This window comes from Lysinibacillus sp. ZYM-1, assembly GCF_001308875.1.
Classification (GTDB): Bacteria; Bacillota; Bacilli; order Bacillales_A; family Planococcaceae; genus Lysinibacillus.
Genome location: NZ_KQ465162.1, coordinates 1 through 16,780, shown reverse-complemented (window position 1 = coordinate 16,780; position 16,780 = coordinate 1). Strand labels below are relative to the sequence as shown.

Below are 16,780 nucleotides of genomic sequence, written 5' to 3'. Positions count from 1 at the left end.
TCAGCAATTTGACGAGAAAGTGTAGACTTTCCAGACCCAGGAAAGCCAGACATTTGAACAAAAAACATGTTAATCCCTCACTTCTTCTACTATAAATAAAGTATCTATGGCAATAACGGAAAACTCTTATTAAATAACCAAGTTGTTTTCAAGAACTACCCCTAAATTTTAACATAAATGTACAAATCTCTTTAGAGGCAGTTATTCAACTAAATGGCCCTTTAAACGAAAAAGACGCGTTCCTAAATAAACGCACCCTTTAATAGAATAAGTATAATATAGTCAAACATCTTCTTTAGGGAGCGAGCAGAAACTATTATTCTAAATTTATTGAATAATGTATTCTATTATATTAGAATTTAGGAAATACATAATAAGGAGGCTCTTTTATGAAACACCTTTATTCTCCATATCCAGCTGAAAGCATTTCCTTACAAGTAGAATCCTCACCTGTTTGGGAAGTGATACTTGGTATTGCAGGGTATACACATGGACAACTTCGACATACATTCGATTTAGATGAAAAGTGGATATCAGAGCAAGATTCAATGCCTTCATCATTATTAAAACATTTGAAGGTGATTGAGGAGACCAATTTATGGTATGGGCTGATTATGCTTCAAGACAAATTATCTGCATCATCTGTTCAAGATTTTTCGAATCAACTTTCAGAAATTCCAATTGCTCGCTTTTATGACATACTTTTGCCGTACAAAGATCGGAATACAGAGCCTATAAGAAAAGCGACAGCCACTGAGCATCATCGAGGTGAATTATTTGAGAAGTATGCGACATATTTTGAAGACCACGATTACTTAGGTGGGTATGTGCGTAATCTTAGTCGTTATACACAACAAGAAATTTGTGACCTATTCAACAATACATTGGTTGAGTGGTACATATGGGTAAGTCAACAAGAAGAATGGGAAAAATGGACTCATGCGCTTGCTTTTGAACAGAAACAATACAAATCATTGGATATAACAAATCCTATTGACGAAATCGAACGAATTACAGGTGGAATCAAGTATCTCCCTGAACCTTCTGTCTGGAATGTCAAATTAATTCCACACGTATCTTATCGTCCTTGGAGCTTAGAAAAACGCACACCTGATACTAAACTTTTCTTTTATCCTTTAAAGGAAGAATATTTGATAGAGCCTGGTGTTCCATCAAATGAGTTAATTCGTGGTCATAAGGCCTTAGGGGATGAACTTCGATTGAAATTGCTTTATCAACTTCTAATGGGACCTTTATCACTTCAAGAGTTGAGCGTGCAGTTTAATACATCTAAAACAACACTACATCACCAACTTTCTATATTGAAAGCAGCAAAGTTTATTCGTGTTGATAAAGGTATCTATTCAGCAAATCTAACGCATATTAACGCTTTTTCTGGACGACTTACTCAGTACCTGGGGGTTCACAAATGAATAAGTTCTCTAAGGCATTTAAAGCACTTTGGATAGGTGAAATTGTATCCGAATTTGGTGGAGCAGCTGGAGGAATCATTAATGGATTGTTACTTTATGAATTGACAGGTTCAAGGGAATGGATGGGTGTACTTTGGCTTGTATATTTTATCCCCTCTTTAATTTTGCAAGGCATTAGTGCGCCTTTCCTAAACAATGTTGTGAAGGAGAAAATGCTTCGAAACATACAGTTAATTCGTGCTGGAGCCTACATCCTTCCACTTGTAGGCTATTTAATTGGTTCTGACGTGGGAACCATTTTAGGATTAGTCGTTTTACAATGTTTGTTAGGCTTGATGCAACCAATTTACGCAAGTCTATCTTTTTCACTTCTACCGGAAATTTGTAATGAGAAAGAACTTGTCGGAGCAAATGCATTACTAGATGGGACTATTCGACTTATGAGTTTTATCGCTCCTGGAGCAACTACATTATTGCTGTTGGTCAGTCCTTTACATTTCATATATGGATTTTCATCTGTAATGTTCCTCGCCAGCTTTCTCGCACTTTCACGCATCCCTCAATCAAGTACGAAGAAAGTAGCAACTTGGACAAAGAAATTTTGGTGGGCAGAAATGAAGGAGGGCTATCGAACATTCTTTAAATATCCAAATCTTTTTCGACTTACCATTCTTTCTTCCACGGTACAATTTGCAGTTGGAGCAACAATGGTTTTAAGTATTCCTTTTATACGAGAAGACCTTAATGGACATTCTTGGGAATACGCGATCTTTTCTGGGTCTTTCCCAGTCGGTTATGCCATAGGTACGATACTACTTACGAAGTTACCGAAAACTTATCAAACTATGTACCTCGGTTTAATAGGAGGAGGACTTTCATTCGTAATCTTGTTTTTTGTAAATTCAGTTCCTATTGCATGGATATGTGAATTGTTTGGGGGAATGGTATTTCCTTTATTCAACTCCCAAAGTGCAGCAATTTTTCAGCGTGAAGCTCCTAGAGATCGTTTAACCCAACTAAGTGCAGTTCGATTACTATTCATTCGAGTTACCATGCCATTAGGGATATTGTTTGCTTCCTCAACATTTTTAGATTTAAGTACGCGTCAAATATATGCGATTATTGGTATGTTAATTGTTTTACCTGGATTATTTCACCTCCTTGCTTCATTTTCTCAACCAAATAAAGATTTACTTACAAATAAAAAATAAAAAACAAGTAAATGTAGCTTTAGAATACAAATTGTTCAAAAAAATACCTTCAGACTTTATTTATCAGCAAATGCAAAAACTCCATTTTTAAAAAAGATTGAACAAAATGGAGTTAATCTTTATCTAACTCTATATTTCAACAATAACATCCATTGAAAACGTTCCTCAACAATCTGGCCCTTTAATGGAAACGCGCGCTGAATCTTTGTTACAGAATTGCGCCCTTTAATTGAATAACTAAATTTCATTTTGTGGCTTTTAAGTGTGTTTACAAACTTTCATTTTGGCACGGTATTTAGTTTATAAATTTACATATATGCAGGTTGATTTCTCTATTCTATATTAAAGAGTAACATTCATACACGCTTATGAGAGATATAAACAAATAGACCATTAAAAATACCTGAAATTAAAATTATGAACATACAGATATTTAAAGCTAAACTTGCTTCCAAATTAATAAACGAAAGCTTGTGAAGGCTATAAGCAACTGTTACACCCAAAAAAGATATTAACCAACTATACTTATAGCCGTTACTTACTATCAATTGAAATCGTTCATCATTTTTATACCCTTGTGCAATACCAATTACAGACCCCATTACGAGCAAAAATAAAATAAGCAGAATAATATATATAGTTAACATTAAAGTTACACCTCTTTCCTATTTGTAATTAAAAATTTCAGTAATTTCTTTATCAAATACTTTTGCTATTTCAAACGCTAAAATTAATGATGGATTATAACGATTCGCTTCAATAGAAGCTATTGTTTGACGGGAAACATCTACTTTATTAGCTAATTCCTGTTGTGTCATTTTTAATTCAGCTCTACAGATAGACAGGTTATTAAAAAGCTTTCCATTTTTTATCATATTTACCTCCTGTACATAAAATACAATATATTTTTTACTTTTTGTAAACTATTTTTAACATAGAGTTCAATAATACTTTATTCAACAAAAAAAGCAGATGCAAATTCATTGTAGAATTACTCTGCTTTTGGCTACTTTAATTATAATTCTGTGTAAATCTACTAGATTAGCTCCAAGTATAAACATTCCCAAAACGTTGGTGGAACCTTTTGTTAAAGAATGTTATTCCACAATCTGGCCCTATAACGAAAAACACCCATTTCTACATGAGTGTCTTGATTCAATGAAAGTTTTTTAAAAGTATTTACTGTATAAATCCTGTCTTAGCTTTCCGCTTAGTTGAGCGTAGATCTTTGTAGTCTCACTCTTTTCATGACCCAGTAAACTTTGAATGACATCAATTGGCGCACCGTTATTAATCATATTCGTTGCATAGCTGTGTCGTAATTTTGGACTATTTGAATTATTACATAATAGTAAAAACAATTAAAAATAGCTAATAGTTCTTTATTTTTATTTTCACGATCATATGGCTTACAAGTAAAAAAACGACACAATAGTCTTTTGACTATTGTGTCGTTTTTTAAAAATTAATAATTGAATGAAGCAGCGTAAGATCTAATATCAGTTGTCGATGATGGAGTTATGCTAAGCCCAACAGACGAGCCTATAGATATTCCTATACTACCTACAACTCTGTTGTGTCCATATTCAAATTGAGCATTCCCTTTACCTGAAAGACCAGTTTGAATATAAAAATATTGAGAAATTGTACCTTCATTAAATTGACTTGCATTTAATGTTGTACGTAAATCATGTGCGCTTGCAACTCCTGCACCAACTTGCCATTTATCAGGTGTTGTTGAAGATGCTAACTGTGTAGAACCACCTGTTGATTTATTGTACATAGAAGTAGATGAATAATGACCGACAATGTTCCCATTTGAAGTTTTGAAATATACACCTAAATTAGAAGGGAACCCGATTGTAATTTTATCAGTTAGATTAAATGCAGGGTGAGTCAACCAACGGAAGTTTGCAAAAGCATAAAACTTATTGTAACCAGATACATCACTTGTATTTATTTTAAGAACATTTCCGCTAAAACTTAAATCTCCACTTGGAATAGCAGCTAGTGTAGAAACTACGTTTTCGTCAAATGAATAAACTTCATCAAAACTACTAACTACTTCTGCTTTTCCTGCAACAAAATCTTTTAGATGACTAGCAGGTAATGAATTAACTTGTGCCTCTGTAAATCCTAATTCATTGTAAAGATAATCTAGTTCATCTGCTGTTAACTCTTGAATTTCAGCAGCCTTTACAAAAGGACTAAAAAATAAAAACGATGAACATAGTGCAACTATAAAACCTAATTTTTTTATCATGGTAAAACCTCCCTTTTGGTCATGTTAACATAATCTTAACCTATTTTAACATTTTTTCAATATTTTGGTTAATTTTAACTAATATACTAATAATTATGGATAGTAAAATAACTATAATTAAACCTATAGACATGATTAAGCCATCAATATAATCTGCTAAACCAAATGCTCCTAGAATGAAAAAAACAATTATACTCAAAAATAAAGTTAATAAAGCTATAGAAAAATGCTTCATAAATTCACCTTCCCTTATATTTTTTCCTAAACTGTCCAATATCCTCATATTTTGGGATAACATTACACACAAATTATACACACTTATTCCAAATAAAAGCAATAAACTATTGGAAAATGGTAAAAAGTAAAACGCTTTGATTTTTCAAGGTCGTTTGGTAACATATCGTAAAAAAATGTTATTCAATATTATGGCCCTTTAATGAAAACGAGCGCTGATCCTTAATAGACATTAAGATTAGTATTTTCGTATTAAACTTTTGCGATATTATGTTAAAATGTGTATATTGACACTTTTTTGTAATTAGGTTGGAGGTAATAGTTTGACAAGAAAATTTGCATTATTAGTTGGAAATGGTTTTACACTTGATTTCATTGATTCGCAAAATGTAGATTTACATTCATCCTTTCCTTTAAAAAACTTTAAAAGCGGGAAAATTGACTTTACTAATTTTATTGAACATCTTCCATATATTAAAAAGGAACTTTTTGGTCAAGAGATAAATGATTTCGATGCTATTACAAACTTTGCATCAAAGTATGAGATAGGTTCTTTTGAAGAATCACAACTTAGACATTTTTTATCAATGTCTTATTCAAATTTTCAATTTTATTTAGATACCCTTGAATTTTCTAAATGGAAATGGTCTAAATGGTTGAAACAGAATAAGGAACACTTAAATTTAGCAATATCTTTTAACTATGATTTAGTTTTAGAAAGAGCCTTAAAATCGGCAAATATTCGTTATTCACGAATTGGCACTACTGAACCTGTTCGGAGTGTATCCGTTTTAAAACCCCACGGTTCTATTGATTTCGATATTCCAAATAATACATTAATCGGACATCATCCTTACCAACACCGTTTTAGTAATTCATTGACTTTAAATGATATAGGGTACGTAGGAGTTCTCCCTAAATGGGAATGGGTATTACCTCGAAATGAAGCAGATATAATTCCACCTTCTGTTCATAATTATCAAAAAAAACTAAGATGGATACAGAAAATGTTTAACAGATATGCTTCTTATGCTCAAGACCTCGAAGCACTGGTAATAATCGGTATTTCTTATGGGAATGTAGATAGACCCGAAATTGATTTCTTTTTAGAAAAGTTACCTAAAGATGCTAAAGTATATATTGCACATCCTAAGCCTGAAATAGATTTAGTTAAAAAGATTGAATCATTAGGGCTTACCGTCGAAACATTTAGCTTTGATGAATTACCTTGGTAAAAACATATAATTATTAACCGTATATAAATTAAAACGCTTATTCTCCTTTAATCCAAGCGTTTTTTTTTGTACTAATTATATTGTTATTTCGTTTAATATCGTAAACTGCATTTGAGAACGTTATTAGGTTTGTTTATGTATACGTTATAAAACCTTGTTGCACTAAATCCTCTGTTAAAGAACTTAACTTTGTTAATGTCTTTCTAATTGGTTCAATGGAGCATCACATACACTAACAAAAACATCCCCTTTATAAATTCTTCCATCGGATGTTGTTACTACTTTTGTATGGTCACCAGAAGAAGCAGCTGATTGGACCCATGTAGTAGGATCATTAGCCATCCCACTTTTCTGCGACATCTTTTAATGGTTTTTAATGTTTTTTTAATCCACAACATGGCCCGTTTGTGGAACAAAAAAATCCTGCATATCAACACAGGATGTTTAATCAAACTTTAATATAAATTATCAATCTTTGTTTTAAATGATCAAACTTTTTTATAAAACTACACCTATCCTTATATGAGATTCGTGTTCCTCAGACCGGTGTTTTACCTCCAGCTTCCTTCAGATTCCGCTACGCCACGACTTGCTCTTTGAAACCTCTACTTCTGTCTTCGGGTTCGAGACTTGCACCCTATAGTTCATACGCATGCTGGGCACACATTAAAAGGCATGAGTCCGATACAATATCGAACTCATTCCCAAACCGCTGCCTAATGAAATAACCGTGTAATTTTTTGGAGTCACTTCATTTCCTAGGAGGTTTCTTTTAATCCGCTTCATTAACAGCCATGTAGTGTTCCGTTTAGAGAGGATCTGTCTAGCCAGGTATTATCTAATAGCAAAAGATTATAACCTTCTACTCTTTGATATGGAGCGGTATCACCTTTTTTGAATTTAATCCAGCATAGTTTCGACTAAGATCAATATAAATTCGGCTTCCTAATAGTCAAAGATAAGTCATTCCAATAGATAAAACTCCGATTATTATAAATAACATATATTATTTCCTTTTTTAAATTTAGTATTTTATTTGATCTTTTTTTTATAAACATCGCAACTTTATTTCAAACTCACACAAATCAGCAGCTGTTCTTAAGTTAATGTTATACGTACATAGCTCCTTACTCATTAAATTATTCAATTGGCACCATTCTTTTTTCAATTAATATCTGGCTATTTTGTTTGAGTGCATGCGTAGAAAATCGAATGGAAACGTCTTCCCCAGCAGTTGCCAATATAGCATTTGAAAAATTTCCGTTTACTTTAACCCACTTAATTAAACGGATTTTGCTACCTGCTAATTGCTTTTTACGCCATGTTATATCACGTTGTAAATGATTTAATATTGCCCCTAGATGCTGCTCGTATAAACTGGAGAATTTTAATTTTTGAATATGTTCAATGTCATGCTGAAGCGAGCGAATGGCAACATCTAATATAAGAAATTCATATACTAATTGTCGATCCTTTAAAGCTATCATTCCTCTAATACCATCACATTATCAATTTCTCGAAAATCGATTTTTTTAATTGTTGTATCAGTTTCTAATAAAATACGTTGATGTGGATGATCCAATAATGTGATACGCCCACGCTCCATTACCCATTTGTTTCGCCACAATGTTAACTCAACCGTTTGTTTTTTATGATAAATGGTCAAAAGGGCTTGCTGTAAGTCTTCCCATTCCCAATCCATTTTTTCTTTTGGGTATTGTTTTTTCGAAGTCTTCTCCCATTCACATAATAAATGAATATGTTCAGGCATCAGCATCCCTGTCCATTTTTTCGCTAAGCCTCTGTCACGTATCAATGAAATCCCTCCTATTCTAAATGTCCAGCCACTAATTTTGAACGACTAATCGCAGTACCGTCTTTGGTATAGGACACAGCACGTAATAAGGATGTTTGACCAAAACGGTCACGAATTGAATCCATCGTGCGTGCAAGATGATGACGTTTGGCTTTGGCTGGATCGAATAAATCTAACTGAAATCCATGCTCTTTTGATACATTAGAAATGCGTACAGACAATTGACGGGCAGGCTCACCACCAAAAAATTCGTCTAACAACTCTTTGCAAACGTTATAAATCAGCATGGTATCGTTTGTCGGTTCTTCGATTGTTCTTGAGCGATAAAAATTTTCAACCATAGTCACATGCCGACTATATGCTAAACCTAAAGAAATGGTACGAGCAGAGTACCCTTTTTCTCTCGCTCGCTTTGCAACGTCCTCACACATTTCTAATAAAACAACTAAGATTTCTCGCCTTCCTTTATAATCATGCATTAGCATTTGGCTCTTGCCGAAAGATAAATTACGGGCGTTCATGTTGGTCGATTTTTTCTCACCGATTTCGGATAGATCTATACCCCAAGCATGGTAATATAATTGATTCCCCATAATACCGAATTTCTTTTCTAACTCCGACAATTTGGCATTTGCTAAATCACCGACACGATAAATTCCCATGGCATTTAATTTTTTCTCCATGCGCTGACCAATCCCCCACATTTCAGAGAGCGGTGACACCTTCCACAATTTATTCGGTATGTCCCAGTAAGTCCAGCGAGCAAAACCTGTCTTTTTCCCCTCAATGTCCAGCGCTAATTTTGCGACTAAAATATTGGGACCCATACCAACTGAGGAATGAATTTTGAATTGCTGATAAATTGCATCTTGTATGGCTTTTGCGATAGTTTCAACATCTCCCCACATATTTTCGCAGCCCGTTAAATCCACAAACGCCTCATCTATTCTGTTGTCAAGTGATTGTCTACTTTTTGTCTACTATTATATTTTTACGTTATTAGTCATTAAGGAATTTTAGAAGATTCAACTAAAAAGAGGAGAATATTTTCGTAAGGCGAACTGGTACGTATTTTTTTATTTAACAAAAGTAAGCTCGATTTATATAAAATATGCTCACCTTTTCGGGACGAATCACAAATAGCCGTATATCATTGATTTTCCATCAGATATACAGCTATTTTTATTTCACATGCAACTTGATGGGGGTTTGGGGGATTCTGCTAATTTGTATGCAAATAAATACACTTAACTGTTTAAGGGCTTAATTTAATAAAATACAAGCAGCGCTTTCGCGCCATTTTTTTCCTATGTAGAAACTTTCTATGTTCTAACGTATTCTCAAAAAGGAATGCCCCTCAAACCCTTGAAACAATTGAAATAATAATTTCTTAAGAATAAGTATTATGGGCAGTTACATGATGGAATCTTTGATAAAAAAACTTGTTCATATTACTAATCTTAAATTTCAAATTAAAAAGTAGCCACTAGCAGCGGCTACTTTTTATACTCATTTCCAATTAATTTTATTTAGTTCATTGAAGAGCTTTTGACCTTTATTCTGATCTACCATCAAAATATAATTAGCCATACCATAATAATATTCTCTTACATGCGACTTATTTATCATATTCTTTTTTTCCAAATGCGAGTTTAAACCAAACTTCTTAATGTAGTATATATCTTGTCTTAACTTCCTCAGAATTTCTTTAGCTATTGATAGCTTATCATTTACTACTATTCCAGTTACCTGTTGTCTCCCTGATTTGTACAATAACTTAGTTTTTTCTTGATTTACTATAAAACCTTCCTCATTGATAATTTTTCTAATAAAAGGTATAGTTTTCTTTACTTTTCTACCACCAGATATCGTAATATCATCAGCATATCTCGAAAACTTTATATTTCTTTTATTGCATAATAAACTCAATCTTAAATCTAGATTACGACAAATCAAATTAGAAATATATGGACTAGTAGGAGCTCCCTGTGGAATTGAATTATTATATGTACATAAATTCGTTAAAACTATTGCTACATTAGAAGAATAACCGATAGACATAAATAATCCAAAAACTCTACCAGCTGTAATAGTTGGGAAGAAATCTTTAATATCCATTTTCAAAACATATTCTTGTTTAACATGATAGTTTGCATTCGTTACAACTGATTTACCTTTAACAAAGCCATTCGCATATTCACTAACTTCAATTTTATACAAAATATTATCTAGTATCCATCTTTGAACATATTTTAAGTCCAAGGATGGAATTGATAACGTTCTAGTTCCCTTGCCATTATTCTTAGGAATTTCTATAGTATTATACTGATGTTGACGAGCATAGTATATTCGCTTAAAATCAGTTTTATTTAAGTTTAACAAGCGTCTCAAATGTTGAATATCAAAAATCACTGGAACGCCATTCTCTTTCAAATTACGCGCATATGATAAAGTACTCTCTATTTCTTCCAAAGATATATTTTCTTCAGACATCTTAGACTCTAAGACTTCTAAATTCATATTGCCCCATCCTTATTATAAGTAAAGTATAAATTACTGATTTATGACCATTTGACTCTTCCAATAATTATTTACCTAATCTTACAAGTGAACTTCAACTTGTAAGTTAGGTAATTTGAAACAAGCTCTTCGTTTCAAATTAGTAATCAAATCTTGATTTGATTACTAAATTAAAATTTAGAAACATTCACTTTAGAAAGACGACTCGTCTTCCTATGTCCCTAATTTATAAATATTTTACAGGAATATATTCGTCATCAAAAGAAATACTATCTTCAGATTTTTCCAAGAATTTTTCTTTGGTTAAATCCGAAAAACTAGTTTTGAATAATTTTAATTCCTCCAAAACTTTTTTTCCTTCAACTAACAAATTATTCTCTGAATCTATCCAACCTTTACTTAATAATATAGAATATTGTTCCAGTAATTGATTTTCATTATAGCCTAAAATTCTTCTGATTTCAAAGACTTCTTGATCTTTTGGGAATTCGTTAATATATAATAAATACAGTAAGTCTTTAATTCCATATTTCTTAGATAATTCTGGAGGAATAATTAAGTTTATATTATATAGAATTCTTTTATAGATTTCTTCAATTTTTTTCTCTCCAAAAAAATCTACAATTTTAGTTTTTCTTGGGAATAATGGTCGCCATTGTTTATGTTCATTCCACCAATAACTACTGATAGTATTATTCGGACAATTTCTATAAAAAGTTACTAGAGTTTCAGACCCTTTATATCCTAAAGGCTCGTCGCTTCCTAGTGTCTCTTTTTCAAATTGAAATAACTCTTCCCTAATTTCTTTGAACTCTAAGTTTTTCTCAAAAAAGCTGCTACTTTTATTTTCTGCTATCAATCTAGCATTCTCATATCCATGTTCTATAAAAGCTTTCTCAATAACATCTTTTGCTTTTTCAGTTATATGTACAACAAAAATTATGACTTGTTTTTCTTTCACCATTTCAGCACACAACTTTAAAAACTTTTTAATTGTATCTCCAGTTCCTGAAAAATCATCCATGAAAACCACAGTATCAATAAATTTTAATCTATTATAAATCTTTGAGATTTCTTTTTTTGTATCAACAATTCCATCATTCTTTTGTTCAAGAAAACTTAGTTTTTTCTTATAAAATTTATTATCTACCTCCAAGTATAAAGAACTTAAATTTATTGTTTGTTCATTAGATAAATTATTAATTTCTATAAACTTTTCTAAATAAAAATAAGAACTATTTATCCTTGAAAAATCTTTCTCGCTACTAATAGGACTGTAAATTGTTCTACTTTCATTAATCTTAGGACTCAAAAAGTTATAAAAATTTTTAAATACTCTTTCTATATATGTTTTTGAATAATAATGATATTCATCTAACATTCTTAGTAAGATTTTTTTAACATTTGGATTGTCCTTTAACTCTTCTTGAGCTAAAAATTCTTTAACCTTGTTTGAAAAATTTATTACATAATCTTCTTCCGAATTTGATATCTCATTTTTTGCAATAAAGGTATCTATAATATCGTTAAAGTCTATATCTTCTAATACACTTTTTACTACCAAGTTGATGTATCCCCCATTTATTCATCGATTCACAATTATTATTCTAATTTTTGTTTTATTTTACAATTATATTATAAATCATAGATTTAATATATGATAATAAAACTCCCATTTAACAAACGAACATTCCCATAATAATGTAAAACCATCCCGATTAACGGAGGTATATTGTGGTAAGTTTTACGAAGCGCGGCAACACATGACAATATAACATCAATCGAATGAAACCATCTATTGTTTTAGAAGTTATAGGTCCTATCATCTTAGGTTTCATTAAGATCTTCGAATCCCTTCCTTACATCTGAATCAATGCTAGAAGCAGCTATAGAAGAGCTTGTACAATTTAGTTCGTATAAGGTGGCGCATGAAAGAGTTTAGGGGTTAATCGTAACTGCAGAACGCAACCTATTTCAATTAACGCTTGATCAAAGCCTTTTTTTCAGTTTGAATATAGCTTACCGCCAACAACTTTCTACTTAAAGCGTGAGTTTGATCAATTGGCGGTACAACTTGAAAAATTGAAATCCAGTCACTTCCTGATATAGGTGAAAATATTGCTGCCACGATAATCTCAGAAATCGGGGAAAATGAGCATTATCCAGAAAAGTTAGAGTCTTTGCATACACAGCATGAAATCACTTAGGTAGCAATGAGCTTGATGAGCAATTGCTCCACTTCAGTTTTAAGTGCTTGATTCGCATAACGAAGTATTTCATCTTCACCTGCTGTAGCTATACGCACATCACTAAAATATGCATCTATGCGGTGCCATCCGACAACACGTATTTTTTGTTTGGCTAGCATTCGCTTCAAATTGAAATAATCCTGTCGTACACTTTTCATTAAACTTTCCACAAAAGGTAAATAGATTGCTTTCATCTTCAACTGCTCCAATGTTTTATAATCACCTTGTAAAGACTGAATCGCTAAATCTAATATAATGTACTGGTGTAAGAGCTGTCTTTGTTCTGCGTTAATCATAACTTTCATCTTCTAGCCGTGCTGCGTGGATTGAGTGAAATGGAATACGTTTTACAGCGGTTAGAGTCTCAAGTACGAGTTGTTGTGATTCATCTAATGCAATAATTGTACCAGTCCATTGTACATACTTAGCATCTTGCCATGTAGAAATTGTTACTGTTTTATGCTCTTTAAAGGCTTGATTAATTATTTGTTGCAAGTCCTCTAGCTCCCATTCTGATAAAGTTTTTGGAGCTTCAGCATAGACTTCACTTTTCCACTGTTTTATTTTTTGTATATGTTCAGGAAGCATCATTGCCGTCCATTTAATCGTTCCTCTATCTTTTATCATAAAATATCACTCCTATTATGCTAAATGACCTCCAACTAATTTATCACGTTTTAAAGCTGTACCTGCCTCAGTGAAAGAAATTGCTCGTAACAATGCCGTAGCACCGAACTTTCGCCTAATAGAGTCCATCGTGTGCCCTAAAATTTGACGCTGTTCTTTTCGTTCATCAAAAAGATCCAGTTGAATGCTTTGCTCAGGTTCAAGGTTTGTTAAACGCACGGACAATTGACGTGCCGGCTCACCAGCAAAATACTCGTCAAGTAATTCAAGGCAAGTCTTATACATATCAATCGTTTCGCTTGTAGGCACTTCAATTGTTTTCGAGCGTTGGAAACCTTTTGTCATAGCACTACGACTATAAGACAAACCTAATGTAATTGTCCGACCGACATAACCTGCTTCACGCGTTCGACGCATAATGTCCTCACACATTTCTAGTAACGCCACGGATATTTCTTTTCTTGTATGGTAGTCACGCATTAACATCTGACCTTTTCCAAAGCTTAAAGCTGAGTTTTTAACTAGAGGCTCTCCAAGTGTGGAAAGATCAATCCCATTCGCATGGTGGTACAGTTGATTACCCATGATGCCAAATTTTTTCTCTAATTCATTTAAATCAGCATTTGCTAATCCACCGACTGTTAATATCCCCATTGCATTTAACTTGGCTTCCATCTGTTTTCCGATACCCCACATCTTAGATAAAGGACGCACAGGCCAAAGTTTTGTTGGCACATCCTCGTAAGTCCACTTTGCAAAACCAGTCTTTTTAGCTTCAAGGTCTAAAGCGAGTTTTGCCATCAGCATGTTAGGACCCATCCCAATAGCGCTTGGGATACGAAACTGATCATATATCGCTTTTTGAATTTCCTTTGCTGTATCTTCAGGAGGTCCCCAAAGCTTTGCTGTTTCAGTTAAGTCCACCCAACTTTCATCGACACTATAAATATGTATGCACTCTGGCGGCACATACTTTGAAATAAGACGAGTAATAGCCATAGACATTTCAATGAAGAAACTCATCTTCGGTTCAAAAAGTTTTATATCTGGATGCTTTGGTATTTCAAAACGACGATTTCCTGTTTTTATCTTGAATCGCTCCTTCATCGGTGGCGATGCAGCTAAGACAACGCTACCAGGTTGAGTGAAATTAGCTACGATTGCGATTGGGGTTGTCATGACGTCTAAACCTTCAAGCATTGCCATGCAACTAGCGTAAAAGCTTTTCATATCAATACATATAATGGAACGTTCAGGGCGGTTTTCATACATTAAATAATCCCTCGCTTTTTATAAACAACTGAAACAATAGCAAGAACATTATCGATAATAAAAGTACGCTTCGCCTGTTTCGGGATACACCTTTTCGTGATGAATCCAGACTTTAAAATGTACATCATATTTACTAACTGATTGTGTTGAATTGCTTTTATTAACTGACCCTTCATTGTTTTCACTCTCCCTCTACAATAAAAAGAACATTTGTTTGTATATATATCATACGCACAAATGTTCTTTTTTAGAAGTGGTAATTTTTACTCAGCCCTTTAAAGTTGCTAACAGGCAACTGAACTCAGTGTATCGAATGTCAACAATAAATAAAGAGCATCCTTTTTTAGGATAGGATGCTCTCTTTTACTTTTTAAACTTTCACCTCATATTTAATATTTTTATTAGATAGTTCCTACACTCCTTTTTTCCATAATAACTGTATCATGCCATTCCCCATGTAATTGAGCTATTCTTTCTCTCGTACCAACAATTCTAAAGCCCATTTTTTTATGTAATTGAATACTTGAGGTATTGATTGCAAAAATAGATGATTGAAGCGTCCAAAAACCTGCTATTTCACTCTCTTCAATCAACCTTCCAAACAACTTTGATGCAATGCCTTTTCCTTTACTTTCGTTCGATATATAAACACTTACGTCTCCAACTCCACAATATACTGCTCGAGTAGATACAGGAGAAATCGCAATCCAACCAACCACTCTATTATTGACTTCTGCCACAAAGCGTAAAGTGGCATGATGCCCTTCATCCCATACACATTCACTTGGCACCTCGGTTTGAAATGTTGCCATTCCTGTTTCGATGCCTTCGTTATAAACCTTTAATACCTCTGTTAAATCTTTTTGTTCCATCTTACGAATAGATATTGTATCCATTCAATCCCTCCTTTACTATGTTCAAAAAAGACTGCAAGCTTTCACTAACAGTCAATTAATTGAACTTTATATGATTTTTTCTATTGGGCATACCTAATTTAATTTTGTACTAGTTATACTCTTTTTTTCTTGTTCAAAATAACATATATAATAAATGCTATAAGCCCAGAAATTAACCATATTAAAGAATGTTGTTTACTTATTTTATTTTTCAGATATTCAAGTGTAAAATAAGAAAGCATTAAAAAAATTAAAACATATTCCCACTATGAATAGTTGATCTTGCAAACATATCCCCCCCAATTAGCAACATGTATTTGATTTATTAAGATTACTACTGCATACGCCTGTTTCTGGTAGATCTAATTCCACACGTTGCGAAGCTTCCTCATCGCCCGCTATATAGGCTGTGGCTGTTATTGATCGGACCTGTTCATAACCTGTTGCCATTAAAAATGTTGGTGCGCGTCCATAACTTTTTGCGCCGACAATATAGAAATCTTTTTCTGGCTGTCTTAATATTTCTTCTCCATGTGCTCGTACTGTTCCACAGTTATGAACATTTGGATCAATTAGCGGTGTTAATGCTTGCAAACTCTCTGTTACATTATCAATGGAAAGATGAATTGTACATCCAGATTTATTGGGATAAAAACTCAAAACACCTTACTTTCTAAATTTGTAGTTAATTTATCCTAAAATCCATGGGGTAAAATAAAATAACAAAGATATTCAAAGTAAAATAACAAACTAATACAGAAAAATCCTAACAGGTTCTCTTGATATCTCATTCCCTTCTTAATTAATTATATTTGTTCCAAAATAATCTTTCCCTTTAATCTATTAATAATAGAAAATGGTTTGTAGAATTACCATCTAAAATACTGTTTAAAGAAATTCATTAATAAAATTTATTTTTTTAAGAGGAACTATTAAAATAGTTCCTCCCAGACTGTAGACAAACTCAAAAAATTTGAGAGTTTGCCTACAGTCTTTTTTCTTTTACAATGAAATAAAGTAAAGC

At 32.9% G+C, this 16,780-nt stretch carries 17 protein-coding genes and 3 pseudogenes; 3 read left to right on the top strand and 17 right to left on the bottom strand.

What is annotated here, in order from left to right:
* Window positions 1-68: pseudogene (locus tag AO843_RS25300) on the bottom strand (ATP-binding protein); the annotation flags it as partial.
* 321 nt (window positions 69-389) lie between these two features.
* Here AO843_RS25300 and AO843_RS23140 point away from each other — a divergent pair.
* Window positions 390-1,433: an ArsR family transcriptional regulator gene (locus tag AO843_RS23140; RefSeq protein WP_054613409.1), complete on the top strand. Its 1,044-nt coding sequence runs from the start codon at window positions 390-392 to the stop codon at window positions 1,431-1,433.
* Window positions 1,430-2,644 (top strand): MFS transporter, encoded by a 1,215-nt coding sequence (locus tag AO843_RS23135; protein ID WP_054613408.1) that lies wholly within the window; start codon window positions 1,430-1,432, stop codon window positions 2,642-2,644. Before AO843_RS23140 ends, AO843_RS23135 begins: the two co-directional genes overlap by 4 nt.
* 665 nt (window positions 2,645-3,309) lie before the next feature.
* Here AO843_RS23135 and AO843_RS23125 read toward each other — a convergent pair.
* From AO843_RS23125 to AO843_RS23115, 4 genes and pseudogenes are all read right to left on the bottom strand, one after another.
* Window positions 3,310-3,519: a helix-turn-helix transcriptional regulator gene (locus AO843_RS23125; protein WP_054613406.1), complete on the bottom strand. Its 210-nt coding sequence runs from the start codon at window positions 3,517-3,519 to the stop codon at window positions 3,310-3,312.
* Window positions 3,520-3,813: 294 nt separating this feature from the next.
* Window positions 3,814-3,969 (bottom strand): annotated as a pseudogene (locus AO843_RS24350) (tyrosine-type recombinase/integrase); the annotation flags it as partial.
* Between the two features lie 140 nt (window positions 3,970-4,109).
* Complete coding sequence (locus AO843_RS23120; RefSeq protein ID WP_054613405.1) at window positions 4,110-4,907, bottom strand: hypothetical protein; 798 nt, start codon at window positions 4,905-4,907, stop codon at window positions 4,110-4,112.
* Between the two features lie 40 nt (window positions 4,908-4,947).
* Complete coding sequence (locus AO843_RS23115) at window positions 4,948-5,142, bottom strand: hypothetical protein (RefSeq protein ID WP_054613404.1); 195 nt, start codon at window positions 5,140-5,142, stop codon at window positions 4,948-4,950.
* 322 nt (window positions 5,143-5,464) lie between these two features.
* Here AO843_RS23115 and AO843_RS23110 point away from each other — a divergent pair, with 322 nt between their 5' ends.
* Window positions 5,465-6,376 carry an AbiH family protein gene (locus tag AO843_RS23110; RefSeq protein ID WP_054613403.1) on the top strand — a complete coding sequence of 304 codons (912 nt, stop codon included), beginning with the start codon at window positions 5,465-5,467 and terminating at the stop codon, window positions 6,374-6,376.
* Window positions 6,377-6,568: 192 nt separating this feature from the next.
* Here AO843_RS23110 and AO843_RS24725 read toward each other — a convergent pair whose 3' ends face one another.
* The 12 genes and pseudogenes from AO843_RS24725 to AO843_RS23060 all read right to left on the bottom strand — a co-directional run.
* Window positions 6,569-6,718 carry a hypothetical protein gene (locus tag AO843_RS24725; protein ID WP_197278994.1) on the bottom strand — a complete coding sequence of 50 codons (150 nt, stop codon included), beginning with the start codon at window positions 6,716-6,718 and terminating at the stop codon, window positions 6,569-6,571.
* Between the two features lie 797 nt (window positions 6,719-7,515).
* Window positions 7,516-7,863, bottom strand: coding sequence for a YhjD family protein (locus AO843_RS23105; protein WP_054613402.1), 348 nt, complete (start codon window positions 7,861-7,863; stop codon window positions 7,516-7,518).
* Window positions 7,860-8,192: a YolD-like family protein gene (locus AO843_RS23100; RefSeq protein ID WP_054613401.1), complete on the bottom strand. Its 333-nt coding sequence runs from the start codon at window positions 8,190-8,192 to the stop codon at window positions 7,860-7,862. Before AO843_RS23100 ends, AO843_RS23105 begins: the two co-directional genes overlap by 4 nt.
* Window positions 8,193-8,203: 11 nt before the next feature.
* Entirely contained in the window at window positions 8,204-9,139 is a 936-nt protein-coding gene (locus AO843_RS23095; protein WP_054613400.1) for a DinB/UmuC family translesion DNA polymerase, read from the bottom strand.
* Between the two features lie 562 nt (window positions 9,140-9,701).
* Window positions 9,702-10,712, bottom strand: a complete 1,011-nt coding sequence (locus AO843_RS23090; RefSeq protein WP_054613399.1) for a retron St85 family RNA-directed DNA polymerase — start codon at window positions 10,710-10,712, stop codon at window positions 9,702-9,704.
* A 226-nt stretch (window positions 10,713-10,938) separates the two neighbouring features.
* Window positions 10,939-12,276: a phosphoribosyltransferase-like protein gene (locus tag AO843_RS23085; protein WP_054613398.1), complete on the bottom strand. Its 1,338-nt coding sequence runs from the start codon at window positions 12,274-12,276 to the stop codon at window positions 10,939-10,941.
* A gap of 639 nt (window positions 12,277-12,915) precedes the next feature.
* On the bottom strand, window positions 12,916-13,257 hold the full coding sequence (locus AO843_RS23080; RefSeq protein WP_054613397.1) for a YhjD family protein: 342 nt from the start codon (window positions 13,255-13,257) through the stop codon (window positions 12,916-12,918).
* Window positions 13,250-13,588 carry a YolD-like family protein gene (locus tag AO843_RS23075; RefSeq protein WP_054613396.1) on the bottom strand — a complete coding sequence of 113 codons (339 nt, stop codon included), beginning with the start codon at window positions 13,586-13,588 and terminating at the stop codon, window positions 13,250-13,252. The genes AO843_RS23080 and AO843_RS23075 overlap by 8 nt, the downstream gene beginning before the upstream one ends.
* Before the next feature lie 15 nt (window positions 13,589-13,603).
* Complete coding sequence (locus AO843_RS23070) at window positions 13,604-14,860, bottom strand: Y-family DNA polymerase (protein WP_054613395.1); 1,257 nt, start codon at window positions 14,858-14,860, stop codon at window positions 13,604-13,606.
* Complete coding sequence (locus AO843_RS24720) at window positions 14,860-15,036, bottom strand: transcriptional regulator (RefSeq protein WP_156314028.1); 177 nt, start codon at window positions 15,034-15,036, stop codon at window positions 14,860-14,862. The genes AO843_RS23070 and AO843_RS24720 overlap by 1 nt, the downstream gene beginning before the upstream one ends.
* A gap of 225 nt (window positions 15,037-15,261) precedes the next feature.
* On the bottom strand, window positions 15,262-15,756 hold the full coding sequence (locus AO843_RS23065) for a GNAT family N-acetyltransferase (RefSeq protein ID WP_054613394.1): 495 nt from the start codon (window positions 15,754-15,756) through the stop codon (window positions 15,262-15,264).
* A gap of 303 nt (window positions 15,757-16,059) precedes the next feature.
* Window positions 16,060-16,383 (bottom strand): annotated as a pseudogene (locus AO843_RS23060) (flavoprotein); the annotation flags it as partial.
* Window positions 16,384-16,780 lie beyond the last annotated feature (397 nt).